This window comes from Acinetobacter sp. PC34 (genome assembly GCF_051789135.1).
GTDB classification, from domain to species: domain Bacteria; phylum Pseudomonadota; class Gammaproteobacteria; order Pseudomonadales; family Moraxellaceae; genus Acinetobacter; species Acinetobacter johnsonii.
This window is the reverse complement of the sequence record NZ_CP196664.1, coordinates 1,153,425-1,168,362: the sequence shown is the minus strand read 5'-3', so window position 1 is coordinate 1,168,362 and position 14,938 is coordinate 1,153,425. Positions and strand designations below refer to the sequence as shown.

Below are 14,938 nucleotides of genomic sequence, written 5' to 3'. Positions count from 1 at the left end.
CAAGTGTAATTATAAGCTGATTAATCATGGCGACCATTGACCTACCGAACAATATCTTAGAAGCACTATCGACTGTACTCCAACAACTACAGCAAAGCCTACCAGAAGTTAAACAAGCACCTGATTTTTCAGCGATTGCCTTTAAATGGGAAAATGGCGAGTTAAAAGCCATTCATCAACTCAAACGAATCGAATTAAATGACTTAAAAGGCATTGAGCGTCAAAAAGAAAAAGTACTGCAAAACACAGAACAGTTTCTCAATGGTTTACCTGCCAATGACGTCCTGCTTACTGGCTCTCGCGGGACAGGCAAGTCCTCTATTGTGCGTGCTTTATTAACGGAATACGCAGAGCAAGGCTTAAGGCTGATTGAAATTGAACGTGATGATTTATCCGAACTGCCTGAAATTCAAAAGCTAATTGCAGAGCGCCCTGAAAAGTTTATTGTGTATTGTGATGACTTGGCTTTTAACGCCGAAGATGAAAACTATCGCAGTTTAAAAAGTGTGCTAGATGGGTCTTTGCAGTCAGGTTCAAGTAATTTTATTATTTATGCCACCAGTAACCGTCGTCATTTGCTGCCTGAGTTTATGCATGAAAACACGCCTGTGACTCGAGTCGACGTACCGCAGTACACTGAACTACATCCACAAGAAGCGATTGAAGAAAAAATTTCACTCTCCGATCGTTTTGGATTATGGCTCTCTTTTTATCCAATGGATCAAAACTTATATTTGGACATTGTGCAGCACTACTTAGCAAAAGCTCAAATCGCCATGGACGATATGGTACGAGCCGAAGCGCTTCGTTGGTGTCAAGCACGTGGACAACGCTCTGGACGTGCCGCGTATCAATTTTCTAAACACTGGGTCGGTTCACAACAATTAAAGCAACTTTAGTATAAAAATACTAATAGGAACTTAAGTATATATTTTATCTAATTTTTTACGACTAACAGTTCAGTCTAATCAAAGAAATAACCCAAATTCCGCATTAGAATTTGGGTTATTTCTTTGAAAAAATGAGGGATGAATATCAGTTCAAATAGGTTTGATCTGATTATTGATATTTATCTAAGTTTGTTTCTGGCCCATCTTTGACCACAGCTTGCGCTTTTGCATAACTCTCCATTAAGCATTTATATTCTGGGCAGACATGATCTGAAAGAATTTCGGCAAAACGGGAGCCTTCAGGACGGTTCCAAGTACGCATTAACTCGGCCACAATCGCAAAAGTATCGGTTGGAATTGCGCCCGCTTGGGTCACACGAGCAATTGATGTATCTGTGGCTAATTTACTCCAGTTACCTGATGCATCCACAACACAATAGACGTTATAACCTTCTTTACGAGCGCTTACAGCAGGGAAAGTCATACATACACTGGTCAGCGTTCCAGCAATAATCAGTGTCTTTCTGCCCGTTTTTTTAACTTCATCTACAAATAATGGATTGTCCCAAGTATTAATTTGTCCAGTCCGTGGTACATAAACTGCATGCGGAGCAAAGTGGTGAATTTCAGGAATTAAAGGGCCATTGGGGCCATCAGGTACAGAAGCCGTAGTAATTACAGGTATATTTAATAAAGTTGCCGCTTTTGCAATTGCAATCACATAATTGCGTAAGTCGGGTACAGGTACATCGCGTACGGTATTAAAAAGTCCACTTTGATGATCAATCAGTAGAATTATCGAATCATCAGGGTCTAGCATTCCATTAGTAGCCGCCATGGGTAACACCTCTAAAATTTTCTTCTAATTATGTACTTCCATTGTTGTAATGAAAGTTCCTAAGACAGACCGTCATAGCTTTGTGATTTATACGACCAAGATATTTTTAACGAAATCTACATCTGCATTTCATATAAACTAAAGAATATCCTTAAGCTCAGGAAGCTAAATCATGTTACGTGTTGTAATTGGCCTTCGTGGCTTTGAGTTTTATCCCCGTATAGAAATAAAAACTTAAGAAAAATATAAATTCTCAATATTAATCAATATCTTAAAACCATATAAAATAGAATTTCAATTGAAGTCAAAATACTCAAAGTTTTAATCTTTTGAGATCAATCAAAAACTACGCTAGGCATACTTATCCCCAATTTCTATGGATAAACCTATGGGTAAATACTTTTAACTTGATGCTAAGCTACATTTAAATGAGTCAAAAAAATATTCTTAGAGTCTAAGCAGAGCATTTTTAACATCCCTTTGGTAAGACCTAAATGTAAAAAGCCCAACATTTCGTCGGGCTTTAGGCTTATCAAATGAAAGTCTTAGACTTCACTGGGATTGGTCAACTCAGTCATTGGCCAGCGAGGTGTTGTCGTTACAGCCAAACCGTCATGCTGCCCTGCTTTTAAGCGCTGATAACCAGCAAAAGCAATCATAGCGCCATTGTCCGTACAAAGTGCAGGTTCGGCATAGTAAACCTGAGCACGAATCTTGGTTAAATCTGCTTCCAAACGCTCACGTAAACGTTTATTTGCACTAACACCACCTGCAATCACTAAACGTTTCAAACCTGTTTGCTTCAACGCTTTCACAGATTTTTTAACTAAGGTATCCACGATGGCTTCTTGGAAACTCGCTGCAATATCCGCATCACGGTTTTCGTCACCGAGTTTTTTCATTTGCACAGATACGGCTGTTTTTAACCCACTGAATGAAAACTCCAAACCTTGATGCAGCATTGGGCGTGGGAAAGCAAAGGCATTCGGATCACCTTGCTCAGCCAGTTTTGAAATATTTGGGCCACCTGGATACGGTAATCCCATCATTTTCGCAACCTTATCAAAGGCTTCACCTGCAGCATCATCAATCGACTCCCCCAACAATTCATACTGTCCAATCCCATAGGCAGCCATCAATTGAGAATGTCCGCCTGAGACCAAAAGTGCTACAAAAGGAAATTCTGGCGGCGTTTCCGATAAAAGTGGTGCCAACATATGCCCTTCCATATGATGCACACCAATTGCAGGTTTATTTAAAGCAAAGGCCAAAGTTCGACCAAACAGCGCGCCTGTCATCAGCGCACCCATCAGACCAGGGCCACGCGTATATGCCACGGCATCAATTTCAGATTTTTTTACACCACTTTCTTCAAACAGTTGATTCATTAAAGGAATCAGCTTACGCACATGGTCACGCGATGCCAACTCCGGCACCACACCACCATACTCTGCATGCAGTTTAATTTGGCTGTACAGCACTTGCCCACGCAAACCCGACTCGCTGTCATAAAGGGCAAGTCCTGTTTCATCACAAGATGTTTCTAAGCCTAAAACGATCATTAAACTGCCTATAACCTGTATCAAATCTATTGCGTGAACCATTATAGACTTGTGGTATGAGATGTAAATGAGTAAAATACTGACCTTCACTTGTGATCAGGGCAATGTCGCCCAGATCTTATCCATAACTTAATGAGGATTCTTCATGCCACAAGTTAAATTGAAAGAAGGCGAACCAGTAGACGTAGCTATCCGTCGTTTCAAACGTTCATGCGAAAAAGCGGGCGTTTTAGCTGACGTTCGTAAGCGCGAATTCTACGAGAAACCAACTCAAGAACGTAAGCGCAAAAAAGCTGCTGCTGTTAAACGCTACCAAAAGAAATTGGCGCGTGAATCAGTACGTACTACTCGCCTTTACTAAGATTAATTTGTGATTGACTGCCTGGACTAAATAATGACTACTTTAAAAAGCCAAATAACTGAAGTTTTGAAAGCCACTATGCGTGCTAAAGAAATGGATAAGTTAACGGTAATTCGTGGTCTACAGGCAGCAATTAAGCAAATCGAAGTCGATGAGCGCAAAGAACTTGACGACGCTCAAGTTCTTGCGGTCATTGAAAAACAAATTAAACAACGTAAAGAATCGATCAAAGCCTTTGAAGGCGCTGGTCGAGAAGATTTAGCTAGTAAGGAACAAGCCGAACTTGAGGTTTTATCTCAATTTCTACCAGAAGCTATGACTGAGGAAGAACTTGATTCCATGATTGCGCAAACGATTGCAGCGCAAGAAGCTACTAGCATGAAAGATATGGGTAAGGTGATGAATTCTCTGCGTCCGCTCATAGCCGGGCGCGCCGATCCTTCTCAAGTTTCAGCAAAAATTAAAGCAAAACTGGCTTAATTTAAAAATCTTTAAATCGATTACGTTGAACTGACCTTAAAAAAGGCAGTTCAAAGTTTTACTTTATATAAAAATTATTATTCTTTTTATTTTATCTATTTATTCTCAGCTTCAAAACAGCTTCCGACTCATCTCTGTTTTATCCCTCTATTTGCAATACCACTTTTCTAAGCTCTAAATTGTCGATCCTTTTGCATTTGGGTTAAACGCGTTTTAATGGTCGCTGACATTGATTCATTATCTTTCGCTAAACGCTGAGCATGCAACAAAGATTTAATCGCTTCTTCTTCAAAGCCCGACCAGAACTGCACTTCAGCCCGATAGCGCAAAACATTAATGGTATGCATTGGCGACTTTTTATCTAAACTCGCAGCTTGCTGCATCAGTCTCCACGCATTCATATCACGCGGATTATTTTTCAAAAACCGATTGAGTACAGGCTGCGCAAGCTCAGGTCGATTCTGACGAATGTAAACTTCAGCCAATTTATAATTTAAAGCCCGATTTTCAGGCATGATGCTCGCAGGTGATTGAATCACGGTAAGAGCTTCATTCACCCGATTTTGTCCAAGTAAAATATCAGTTTGAATCAAGGTTTGTAGGTTATGTAATTTCTGATGTGACTTGGCCTGATCTAAGACTTGTTGAGCAAGTTTATAGTCACCTTGTTTAAGGTAAAAACTGGCCAAAGCCAGTTGTGCTGCATAACTGTTACGACTCACCAGCATCTGTAGTTGCTGTTCTGTCGCCTGATTCGAGATCACCATGGTATACAGCTTCAAGATTTCAAAGTCTTCATCACGCCAAGTAGATTTCACTTTAGGCAACTGATTCGCTCTAAGTCTTGCCTCACTCATCCGCTCAGTCGTGAGTGGGTGTGTGAACCAAAAGTCGGGTAAAAAACTCACTCGACTGGTTGCACGGTGCATCACTTCAAAAAAATCAGCCATACTTTGCGGGTTATAACCAGCGCTATACATATACTGCATCCCTATACGGTCAGCTTCACGCTCTTGGTTACGACTATAAGACAGCTGCTTGTCCATGAGTGCGGCTTGCGTACCAACCATGACCGCTGAACCGACATCACCATCGGCTTGAGACGCAACCAAAGCACCAACCAAAATCCCAGCCAGCGCGAGTAACCCCTGCCCCTTAAACGCCTCTTGCGAACGACTGTAGTGGCGCTGTGTGACGTGCGCAATTTCGTGCGCCATTACACCAGCAACTTCATCCATATTACTGGCATTGGTAATCAAACCAGCGTTTAATGCAAACAAACCACCCGGAACTGCAAAGGCATTAATTTGCGGGTCATTAATGACCACCAGACCTATGGGTTGACCAAGTTGGGTTTGACTCAAAATGCTTGAAAAAGCATTCATCAGTTGATCTTCTAGCCACGGATTTTGCGTAACAGGTAGCTGACGCTGTACTTCACGATAAACTTTTTCACCAATATAGCGCTCGTTATATTGATCAATAAAACCTATACCCGAACCAATCTCAGGCACATTAAACTGTGGGGCATTCGTAAGAAATTGACCTTCTGCAAAACCAACAGTCGAAATAAGACTTAAACTGCACGCACACAGAAAACGCTTCAACCCTCACCCCGACTTTATTTAAAGGAATCGAATGAATATAACATTGATAATTGAATGAAAATGCAATGAAGTGTTATCAAATTTTTATCTAAATTCAGGATTCACCACATATTGAGGTTGACCACCTTCCAATGCTTTCACCAAGTTTTGGTAAGCCAACTCAGCCATTTTTTTACGTGTTACAGACGTTGCAGAACCAATATGCGGCAACGTCACCACATTATGCAGCTGAAACAGCACTGAATCTTGCAAGGGTTCTTTCTCATAAACATCCAGCCCAGCTGCAAAAATTTGCTTTTGCTCCAGGGCCTGAATAAGTGCCTGCTCATCCACCACGGCACCACGCGAAATATTTACAAAAACAGCATGAGATTGCATTTTCTTAAAGGCTTCTGCATCAATCAAATGCTGCGTATGCGCGTTTAGATCAACCGCCACAACAATGAAGTCCGATTGCTGTAACAGCTCATCTAATTCGCAAAAACGTGCATTTAGGGGTTGTGCCAATTCTAATTTTTCTCGGCGCCCGTGATACAAAATATTCATATTGAAACCATGAAAACCCCGTCGCGCAATTGCCGCACCAATATTTCCTAAGCCTATAATACCCAATGTTTGACCAAATATTTCCTGACCAAATTGTGCCTGCCCGACAGTACGCGACCACTGACCTGTTTTGGTCCATTGATCTAAATAAGGCACTTGACGTGCCGCACTCATCAACAAAGTAAAGGCCAAATCGGCAGTCGTTTCAGTTAGCACATGAGGGGTGTGACTGAGCCAAATTTTTGCTTGGTTTAAGTAGTTCAAATCATAGTTGTCATAGCCAACACTGACACTAGATATAATTTTGAGCTGTTTCGCCGTTTCTAGGTTGTTTTGATTCAGTAAACGCCCTGCACCAATCATGGCATCCGCATCCGCAACTTGCTCGCGGATTTGCGTATTTACATCACCTGCTTTCGGGTTGATGACCACCACGTGATAACGCTGCTCTAGGCGCTGTAATACTTCTGCATCTATTTGACTAAAAACAACGACTTTCTGCTTCATACCTATTCCATATTTTGTTGTTTTGCTCGCATCATGTGCCACAGGGCTTTTTTAAGTAATGGCTGATCAAGCATTTCTTGTAAGCTTGCTGCTTGTGTGACTTTTATACCATTAGCATTTGGTATAGAGCCCAATGCAATAACAGTTTTACCCTGACTTAAACCATCAAAGAAACCTTGAATATAACTCTGGACACCGCGCCCATCTTGTAAGTTCAACAAAGGAAAAGGCCAAGTCAGCGCATACTTTTGCGCTGGTAAGGCTTGCACAATATTTTGCCACAGCTGCTGCTGCTCCAAGCTCAATTGTGTCGCTTCAATGACCAAGGCGCAGTGCTCCAAGGCAACAGCTTGCAACTGAAAAGCCTCAACATGGATGGCCTCTCGGACAATCTCTTCTTTTAATGCTGTAACAGTTTCTTGTTCAATCGGTTGTGTTGCAATTTCAGCAAGAGGCGCTGGATGTGGAAGCTTATTCTTTACAGGTGGATGTTCAGGAATGCTTTTGGCTTCGGGCTGAGACTGAGGTCGCACAATTTCAGAAATAATCTCAGTCGCGTTTTGATCTCGCCAGATCGATGTGGCTACATTTTGTTGAGACGGCAAAAAATCAGGAACCCACAAATCAATTCCTAAACTCGCCAAAACCTCACGCTGATGCCCGATCATCTTATACCTTCACACTTAATTCAGTGCATATTCTATCGAGAAATGCCTAGAGATGCTGTTCTTTTCACATTATATTCGCATAGACAGTATGCAAATACTAAGAACGCATTAAACCCTCAATTAAACAATCATCAAGCGATTCTTCTTTTGCATTTGTTCAACAATCTCTTCACTGTCAAAACCGAGACGCCAATAGAGCAACTCCAGAACATCCTGCTCATCTTGAGTAATAATGCGGTCATTCCATAAACAAATTTCAGCCACTCCCAAAATACTCAAACGATCTCGCAGCAGCAACCCTGCCATATCATTTAAAATTTCAGCCAAATCAATCGGCTCATCTGAAATTTCCGCATACTGCTCCAACTCTTGCACAGTTAAAACTCGACGCAAGATTTTCTCTCGTACTTCCAGCTGTGTTTCACTATTGATTTGTTGCACATGCAACAAAGCATCAATTAAACGCACAATCTGCGGTTTAACTTCATCTAGGGCCGCAGGTGTATGTACAGGCAACAAATTCAACTCAAACTTGACCCGTTCAAGTAGCAGTGCATCCAACAGTCCAATTTCACCGTCTTCTTGAATAATCCTCGCCAACTTTAATAAAAACTGGCGTGCAATTGTCGCTGGCATGCCACCAATATTTCGGCATGCCTCATGGAAAATTGAAATATGAACACGACCATCTAAGTTTAACAATGAATCAACAATGGCACGGCTGACTTCAGCCTCAGCAGGAATAAACTCACGGAATTGCCGAATCATCAAAATCGCGACCATCAGCTCGCGTGAACCTGTTGCGGTCTGTAAAGCACGCTGAATTAGCTCTGGACGTTCAATATGCGCACGTACTTCAGGGTTAAGCGGTTTAATTGCATCTTTAATGGCAAAACTAATCGGAGACAGTCGTAATAAGGGCAAAGGCTGCGGTGAAGTCCAAGGGGCTTGAAAATCCGCGTACTGCTCTTCTAAGGAACGAAACAAACCAAATAACGGACGGTTGCGCAGTTTTTGTAGATTTTCCAACTGTATCTCTTGAACCAAATTCGGATTCATTTCATAAATACGTTCTTCAATACTTGGATGAATATTCATCCAACTTTGTGCACTTAATGAGTTGGCAAAACACATGTGTGCAATCGACTCAGAATATTCACTGTGAATTTGCGAACCTGCGTGATGCACATAGATACGCATCAAGGTTTGAATATTGGCATCATTTTGCATCAGGCGACGTGTTTTCATATCATTTTTTAAAGTACGCCCCCCCAACGTCAGAAACTTAATGCAGCGGGTAACCAGCACCCCCAAACTACCAATCAGCCAAATCACACCACCTGTTGCGACAAAAGTGGTTTCAAAACTTTGCGATTTTTTATGATGAGTTGAAAATCCCAATTTAGCAATTTTACTGCCCCACTGACTAAAGGTGGTGAGAGCACTATATAGAATTTTTAACCGTGTGTTTTCAGCGGTCTCACCTGATAAAATTTGATTAAACTCATGATTCAATAACCCCGTCAGCTCAAGCTCATCAAGATTTTGCAGGGCGCCCCACGTTAAAATAATCGCAATATCTTTGGGATAAAAACCAGCGGTTAATGCATTCACCCCCACTTCATCGGGCAAAACGTACACAGCAGGCGTTTCAATTAAAAAAGTATCAGCTAGTTTTTCTGTAATTTTCAGTGCAATACTTTCTTCTGGTGTACTTTCAATCAAACTTAAACGTCGTGCACGCAGTTGCTTGGCAAGACTGTGTCCACCCGAACGGAACACATACAACTCATATACCACGGAATAACTCATCACCAAGAGCAATAAACCAATGATATAAATACTCAAGCTGTGCCAAAAAATGCTTTGACTCGAATCAAAATAAAAAACCAGCAGCCCAGCCACAGTATTTAAAATAAATAGCGACAAAAGTACCGCCAGCAAGCAGATACTGGCAGACCACAACATGTTTTTATTCTTTATGATTGAATAACTTACACCCTTCAATGTAAATCCCTTTTCTTACATTGTTTGAATCAAACCATCATAAATGAAAAAAGCGGGAAACTCCCGCTTTTCTCAAATCTAAATCAATTAGACTTCTTTCACACCTGTCAAATCAACGGAAGCTGCATCAATATTGACATCAATATAGCTGTCTTTCTTTTTCGATGTTTCACGACGTTTCGCTTGTAATTCATCTAAATAAGCTTCATCGATACCACCAGCAACATATTTACCATCAAATACCGAGCAATCAAACTCTTGTAAATCTGGCACTTTGCTGGTACGCACAGCTGCTTTTAAGTCTTCCAAATCTTGGAAAATTAGACGATCTGCACCAATAATTTCACGAATTTCTTCAACTGTACGCTCAGATGCAATCAGCTCTTCTTTTGCTGGCATATCAATGCCATACACATTTGGATATTTCACCATCGGCGCAGCAGAAGCAAAGAAGACTTTTTTCGCACCCGCATCACGTGCCATTTGGATAATTTCGTTACACGTAGTACCACGTACAATCGAGTCATCCACCAAAAGTACATTTTTACCTTGGAACTCAAGTTCAACAGGGTTCAACTTTTGACGTACTGATTTTTTACGCAATTGCTGACCCGGCATAATGAAGGTACGGCCAATGTAGCGGTTCTTCATAAAGCCTTCACGGAACTTCACGCCCAACATATTTGCCAGTTCAAGTGCAGAGGTACGCGATGTATCTGGAATTGGGATCACGACATCAATATCGTGCTCTTCACTCCACTCCGTCAGGATTTTCTGCGCAAGCTTTTCGCCCATTTTTAAACGTGCTTTGTAGACTGAAATGCCATCAATAATCGCATCTGGACGCGCAAAGTAAACATATTCAAAAATACATGGGCGGTATTCAGGCGCTTCAGCACACTGCTTGGTAAACATCTGCCCTTGTGAGTCGATAAAGATCGCTTCACCCGGCGCAATATCACGCTCAACTTTAAAGCCGAGTGCCGTAATAGCGACAGACTCAGATGCAATGATATATTCCATACCAGCATCAGTTTCACGCGAACCGTAAATCAGTGGACGAATACCATTTGGATCACGGAAGCCGACTAAGCCATACCCAGTAAGCATTGCAACTACAGCATAACCACCTTTACAGCGTTCATGTACTTTACTAACGACATGAAAAATGTCGTCTGCTGTAGGCATCAATTTGCCGCGTTTTTGCAACTCATGCGCAAACACGTTTAAAAGTACTTCTGAGTCTGAATCCGTATTCATATGACGTAAGTCTGTTTTAAACAGATCGTCATGAATTTCTTCAGCATTGGTTAAGTTACCATTATGCGCCAACGTGATCCCGTAAGGTGAGTTCACATAAAAGGGCTGCGCTTCAGCGCTGCTCGATGAACCCGCAGTAGGATAACGCACATGCCCAATACCATAGTTACCTTGTAATGCACGCATATGGCGAGTGTGGAACACATCACGAACCATGCCATTGTCTTTACGTAAGAATAAACGACCTTCGTGGCAGGTTACTATCCCAGCTGCATCTTGCCCACGATGTTGTAACATCGTTAATGCATCAAACAACATTTGGTTAACAGCTGATTTACCAGCTATACCAACTACTCCACACATAGCAACCTCGCAGACAAGCTAGGATTAATAAAAAGGATTATTTGTTGACTCACCCTGTCCCTCAGCATTTTTCGAGGAAATTTTCGGTGAAGAATCTGAAGATACATGTGTATCTTTAGACTTGATATGTGACATCGCCTCGCTTGCAGCCTCTTTAGAAAGCTCCATCGCCCAAGGCGCGTAAGGCAAAAGTGTTTGGACAAATTTGGATTGTCTCCAATATGGAGAGCTTTCAACCCAAGACCCGACACCTTGCATCGTAATCAGAACAATTAACAACCCTTTTAATGAACCAAAAGCACCTCCGGCTAATCGATTCAAAGGCCCGAGTTTTAAACTCTTCAATATGTTATTCAGTAATGCCGTGACTATCCACGTCAAAACCACAATAACCAATACAATAAATGCAAAAGCTGCAATTTTTTGAACCACTGGATCTTCACTGAGTGAGACCATCGAAGGTGCTAGGACACTTGCAAATTTAGCACCAACAATTAGCGCTAAAATCCATCCTATCAAGTTCGCAAAGGCTTTAACAAATCCTTGACGCAAACCGTTGAGCCCTCCAATGAGCAATACAATCAATATGAAGATATCAATGGCATTCATGTTGTTTTCATTGCAGAGACGCAGTCTTGAATTAAGGTTGGTCCTGTATAGATGAGGCCACTATAAACTTGTACAAGGTTTGCCCCTGCATTTTGTTTTGCAAGCGCCTGCTCACCCGACAAAATCCCACCCACACCAATCAAAGGAATCTGACCATTTAAAACCTCAGCAAAGGCTTTTAAACACGCTGTACTTTTCTCAAACACAGGCGCACCAGATAAACCACCCGCTTCATCACCAAAAGGTAAGTTTTCCACCCCTTCACGAGACAAAGTCGTATTGGTCACAATCAGACCATCAATTTTAAACTGAAGCAGTTGTTTCGCAATAAATTGAATATCTTCCGCTTCCAAATCTGGTGCAACTTTCAGCACCAAGGGTACATAGTGCTGCTGCTCTTCAGCCAACTCTAACTGACGTTTTTTCAGCGTCTCTAGCAGCTCGGTTAAAGCATCACCACTTTGCAAACTACGCAGGTTTTTAGTATTTGGAGAAGAAATGTTAACGGTAATATAAGACGCATAGTTATAGACTTTTTCTAAACAAATGAGATAGTCATCTACTGCTTTTTCGACTGGGGTATCCGCATTTTTGCCGATATTAATCCCCAAAACACCTTTAAATTTTGCCGCTTTGACATTTTCAATCAATTGATCCACACCAGCGTTGTTAAAACCCATACGGTTAATAATGGCTTTAGCTTGTGGGATACGGAATAAACGCGGTAAAGGATTGCCCTGCTGTGGACGCGGAGTAATGGTTCCAATTTCAATAAAACCAAACCCTAGACCTGCCAGTGCGTCAATATAAGCACCATTTTTATCTAGACCAGCAGCCAAACCTACAGGATTGGGGAACTCGATGCCCATACATGTCACCGGTTTAGCCGCTATATTTTGACGCATTAAGCCTAGCTTATGCGTTGATTTCAATAGCGATAGTGTTAGCTCATGTGCACGCTCTGGTGCTAAAGTAAACAACAAAGGGCGGGCAAGAGAATACAACATATCTGTAAAAGTCTACTGCTTTTTAAGTCGCCATATTATAGGCATAGCCTCGCTAAAACACCATGCTTCGTCTGGCTTTATTTTTAGCGATTATTTAACGCTAGCCGATAATTTAATCTGCCCTGCATCTGGGACCAACTCCATTTTTTCAATACTCAAACCATTTTGCGTCAGTTGGGTCAAAAAGTTGGCCAACACCACATAGTTTGCGTGGCTTACCACCAACTGAATTTGTTCAGCATTCTGCTGCGAAGCAACCGACAAACCTTGCTGCTGTGCAATACGTTGGATCTGCTCCATCGGAGTCAGTTGCCCATCTGAGCTCGATTTCATGGTGACTGCATTGCTCTGCATCCATGTCATGGTTTCTTTGAGCTGGTTCACGCGTTTTTGCTGTTTCTCTGCCGCAGCATGGGTATACCAAAGCGCAGTCCCTATCGAGGTCACCAAGACAAAAATGACCAAGAAGATGGCTAATACACGGTCGCGCGGTGTAAGACGATCAAAATAAGCACTGATCAGCTCTAAACGCTGATCCAAAACAGTTTGTAAATTTTGCATGGCTTTCATTATTGTATTTTCACCATTCCAATTGCCCCACCCGTGGTCGGCTGAATATTGCCTAATTCAACCTGAAAACCCTGTTGATTAAGCTGCTGAGTGAGTGTCTGTAAAGCCTCTGCCGAGTTGGCTTTAAGTTGCATATTTAGGCTATTCGCTTCATACACCACCTGATTCGCCACAATTTGCTGTTGCATGAGCACAGGCCCAACGCGACTCAATAAAGACAAAGCTTGAGCATCCGCTTGTTTATTCATATTCAGTTGATATTCAAACTGGCTGCGCAGGGTTTGCTCGCTCACAGGATAATTCGCACCAAACCAATATTTAAATTGGTCGACCGCCTGAGCAGCCACTTGCTCTGCAAGCTTCTGATTTTGATACCAACGGGTCGCATCGTAGGTCAGTTGCGTCACAATCAATGTAGCCAATACCGCTGCACAGGCTTTCCAATAGCCCGTTGAAACATGTTGCTCTTTCACCTTCGGCAAAAGATTCCATGGATGTTGTTTTGCTCTTGGCAATGCCGCCCATTCATAATGGAAAGACTCAAGCTGCTCCTGCGTCACACTGGCGTTTAAGCTATGCATGTGTGAAGCACTAAAGTTACAAATCTTATATTTTTGGTTGACTGCTTGATAATCTAAAAATACAGCAAGATCATCAATTGATCCGCCCAACCAAGTATTAGCGCGAAACAGAAGTCGCTCTTCAACATAGCCCAAGATTACCTGTTCTGCGTCAGGCACAGGCAAAATCAGAAAATCAGGCAATAGACTGACCAGCTTCACAGGAATCAAACTCAAGGCATGCTGCAAAGTCTCTAAACGATGCTTTGAAATACCCAAAACAGTGAGTTGCTCAGGCACTTGAAAGTGATGTAATACTTTCATCTGTTCGATTGAGCTCAATACATATTCTTCGAGCAAATACTTCACACCTTCAGCCCCCAACTGCTTGTATTGGGCCTTAGGCATATTTTGCTGAATAATTTGCACATCACGGCTTGGAAAGAAAACAGTTGCTTCCTCACCATGATGCGCTTGTATATCTTGGATCAATTGCTCAAGTGTATGAGCAGATTGCCATCTTTCCCCTATAGACCAGTGCCATGTTCCATCGGCTTCGGGCATCCAAATTTGCAACATGTATTATATTCTGCCGTTTTAATTGGTTTTTATATGCTAGGTATAAATGCTTTTGTTTGTGTCGACAAGCCTTCCGCGATAACTGCTTGCTCATAAATCCGCGCTTCAGCCAAAGCATAAGGATTGAAAGATTCTGTCACCAAAATCGAAGCCATATGCGCCACCACATTCATATGGCACACCACCACAATAGACTCATACGGCAAATGTGATAACCATTCCACAGCCGCTTTTGCATCATCATCTGGCTTAATGGTATTACAGATTACAACAGGTACATCCGCAAAGTGCTGTTTGATGTGTGCCAATGTTTCCTGCGCACGCAGCAATGGGCTAACCACAAAGACATCTGGTTGGATACGCGACTTTAAAAAGTCAGCAGTTTGCTCCGCTTGTGCATGCCCACGTTCGGTGAGTGGGCGTTTAGTGTCATTCCCCATGATCGGTGGCGCAGCTTCACCATGACGTACCAAAGTCAGTTGCATAAAAAATCCTTATTCAAATCCTGATTATTTTAATTAATT

15 protein-coding genes are annotated in these 14,938 nt (G+C 42.0%); 3 read left to right on the top strand and 12 right to left on the bottom strand.

Going from position 1 to position 14,938, the window contains the following annotated elements:
- The first annotated feature begins 26 nt into the window (after positions 1 to 26).
- On the top strand, positions 27 to 899 hold the full coding sequence (locus tag ACSC9N_RS05720) for an ATP-binding protein (RefSeq protein ID WP_010327089.1): 873 nt from the start codon (positions 27 to 29) through the stop codon (positions 897 to 899).
- 160 nt (positions 900 to 1,059) lie between these two features.
- Here ACSC9N_RS05720 and ACSC9N_RS05715 read toward each other — a convergent pair whose 3' ends face one another.
- Positions 1,060 to 1,728 (bottom strand): isochorismatase family protein, encoded by a 669-nt coding sequence (locus ACSC9N_RS05715; protein ID WP_010327090.1) that lies wholly within the window; start codon positions 1,726 to 1,728, stop codon positions 1,060 to 1,062.
- Between the two features lie 545 nt (positions 1,729 to 2,273).
- Complete coding sequence (tsaD, locus tag ACSC9N_RS05710; protein WP_010327091.1) at positions 2,274 to 3,290, bottom strand: tRNA (adenosine(37)-N6)-threonylcarbamoyltransferase complex transferase subunit TsaD; 1,017 nt, start codon at positions 3,288 to 3,290, stop codon at positions 2,274 to 2,276.
- 145 nt (positions 3,291 to 3,435) lie between these two features.
- Between tsaD and rpsU the strand changes: the two genes are divergently transcribed.
- Complete coding sequence (gene rpsU, locus ACSC9N_RS05705; protein ID WP_001136722.1) at positions 3,436 to 3,651, top strand: 30S ribosomal protein S21; 216 nt, start codon at positions 3,436 to 3,438, stop codon at positions 3,649 to 3,651.
- A gap of 33 nt (positions 3,652 to 3,684) precedes the next feature.
- Entirely contained in the window at positions 3,685 to 4,131 is a 447-nt protein-coding gene (locus tag ACSC9N_RS05700; RefSeq protein ID WP_004982206.1) for a GatB/YqeY domain-containing protein, read from the top strand.
- A 167-nt stretch (positions 4,132 to 4,298) separates the two neighbouring features.
- On the opposite strand, the gene ACSC9N_RS05695 is transcribed toward ACSC9N_RS05700, so the two are convergent.
- The 10 genes from ACSC9N_RS05695 to ACSC9N_RS05650 form a co-directional block, all read right to left on the bottom strand.
- Positions 4,299 to 5,738: a M48 family metalloprotease gene (locus ACSC9N_RS05695; protein WP_010327092.1), complete on the bottom strand. Its 1,440-nt coding sequence runs from the start codon at positions 5,736 to 5,738 to the stop codon at positions 4,299 to 4,301.
- Positions 5,739 to 5,822: 84 nt separating this feature from the next.
- Complete coding sequence (locus ACSC9N_RS05690) at positions 5,823 to 6,791, bottom strand: 2-hydroxyacid dehydrogenase (RefSeq protein WP_005400622.1); 969 nt, start codon at positions 6,789 to 6,791, stop codon at positions 5,823 to 5,825.
- Positions 6,792 to 6,793: 2 nt separating this feature from the next.
- Positions 6,794 to 7,459: a hypothetical protein gene (locus ACSC9N_RS05685; protein WP_005400621.1), complete on the bottom strand. Its 666-nt coding sequence runs from the start codon at positions 7,457 to 7,459 to the stop codon at positions 6,794 to 6,796.
- A gap of 120 nt (positions 7,460 to 7,579) precedes the next feature.
- Complete coding sequence (locus ACSC9N_RS05680; RefSeq protein ID WP_029575066.1) at positions 7,580 to 9,466, bottom strand: M48 family metalloprotease; 1,887 nt, start codon at positions 9,464 to 9,466, stop codon at positions 7,580 to 7,582.
- An 87-nt stretch (positions 9,467 to 9,553) separates the two neighbouring features.
- Complete coding sequence (gene purF / locus ACSC9N_RS05675; protein WP_010327094.1) at positions 9,554 to 11,089, bottom strand: amidophosphoribosyltransferase; 1,536 nt, start codon at positions 11,087 to 11,089, stop codon at positions 9,554 to 9,556.
- A 24-nt stretch (positions 11,090 to 11,113) separates the two neighbouring features.
- Positions 11,114 to 11,698, bottom strand: a complete 585-nt coding sequence (locus tag ACSC9N_RS05670) for a CvpA family protein (protein WP_004696270.1) — start codon at positions 11,696 to 11,698, stop codon at positions 11,114 to 11,116.
- Positions 11,695 to 12,705: a quinone-dependent dihydroorotate dehydrogenase gene (locus ACSC9N_RS05665; RefSeq protein ID WP_010327095.1), complete on the bottom strand. Its 1,011-nt coding sequence runs from the start codon at positions 12,703 to 12,705 to the stop codon at positions 11,695 to 11,697. The genes ACSC9N_RS05670 and ACSC9N_RS05665 overlap by 4 nt, the downstream gene beginning before the upstream one ends.
- Positions 12,706 to 12,795: 90 nt before the next feature.
- The gene (gspM, locus tag ACSC9N_RS05660; protein WP_010327096.1) at positions 12,796 to 13,275 is read right to left on the bottom strand and encodes a type II secretion system protein GspM; all 480 of its coding nucleotides are present in this window, start codon (positions 13,273 to 13,275) and stop codon (positions 12,796 to 12,798) included.
- Positions 13,275 to 14,414, bottom strand: coding sequence for a type II secretion system protein GspL (gene gspL, locus ACSC9N_RS05655; protein WP_010327097.1), 1,140 nt, complete (start codon positions 14,412 to 14,414; stop codon positions 13,275 to 13,277). Before gspL ends, gspM begins: the two co-directional genes overlap by 1 nt.
- A gap of 29 nt (positions 14,415 to 14,443) precedes the next feature.
- On the bottom strand, positions 14,444 to 14,899 hold the full coding sequence (locus ACSC9N_RS05650) for a phosphoglycerate mutase family protein (protein ID WP_005400615.1): 456 nt from the start codon (positions 14,897 to 14,899) through the stop codon (positions 14,444 to 14,446).
- Positions 14,900 to 14,938: the final 39 nt, after the last annotated feature.

What these genes read in the sequence shown, in the direction of transcription:
- ACSC9N_RS05720 (WP_010327089.1), top strand. Translation starts at nt 27, where the DNA reads ATGGCGACCATTGACCTACCGAACAATATCTTAGAAGCACTATCGACT.
- ACSC9N_RS05715 (WP_010327090.1), bottom strand. Translation starts at nt 1,728, where the DNA reads ATGGCGGCTACTAATGGAATGCTAGACCCTGATGATTCGATAATTCTA.
- tsaD (WP_010327091.1), bottom strand. Translation starts at nt 3,290, where the DNA reads ATGATCGTTTTAGGCTTAGAAACATCTTGTGATGAAACAGGACTTGCC.
- rpsU (WP_001136722.1), top strand. Translation starts at nt 3,436, where the DNA reads ATGCCACAAGTTAAATTGAAAGAAGGCGAACCAGTAGACGTAGCTATC.
- ACSC9N_RS05700 (WP_004982206.1), top strand. Translation starts at nt 3,685, where the DNA reads ATGACTACTTTAAAAAGCCAAATAACTGAAGTTTTGAAAGCCACTATG.
- ACSC9N_RS05690 (WP_005400622.1), bottom strand. Translation starts at nt 6,791, where the DNA reads ATGAAGCAGAAAGTCGTTGTTTTTAGTCAAATAGATGCAGAAGTATTA.
- ACSC9N_RS05685 (WP_005400621.1), bottom strand. Translation starts at nt 7,459, where the DNA reads ATGATCGGGCATCAGCGTGAGGTTTTGGCGAGTTTAGGAATTGATTTG.
- purF (WP_010327094.1), bottom strand. Translation starts at nt 11,089, where the DNA reads ATGTGTGGAGTAGTTGGTATAGCTGGTAAATCAGCTGTTAACCAAATG.
- ACSC9N_RS05670 (WP_004696270.1), bottom strand. Translation starts at nt 11,698, where the DNA reads ATGAATGCCATTGATATCTTCATATTGATTGTATTGCTCATTGGAGGG.
- ACSC9N_RS05665 (WP_010327095.1), bottom strand. Translation starts at nt 12,705, where the DNA reads ATGTTGTATTCTCTTGCCCGCCCTTTGTTGTTTACTTTAGCACCAGAG.
- gspM (WP_010327096.1), bottom strand. Translation starts at nt 13,275, where the DNA reads ATGAAAGCCATGCAAAATTTACAAACTGTTTTGGATCAGCGTTTAGAG.
- gspL (WP_010327097.1), bottom strand. Translation starts at nt 14,414, where the DNA reads ATGTTGCAAATTTGGATGCCCGAAGCCGATGGAACATGGCACTGGTCT.
- ACSC9N_RS05650 (WP_005400615.1), bottom strand. Translation starts at nt 14,899, where the DNA reads ATGCAACTGACTTTGGTACGTCATGGTGAAGCTGCGCCACCGATCATG.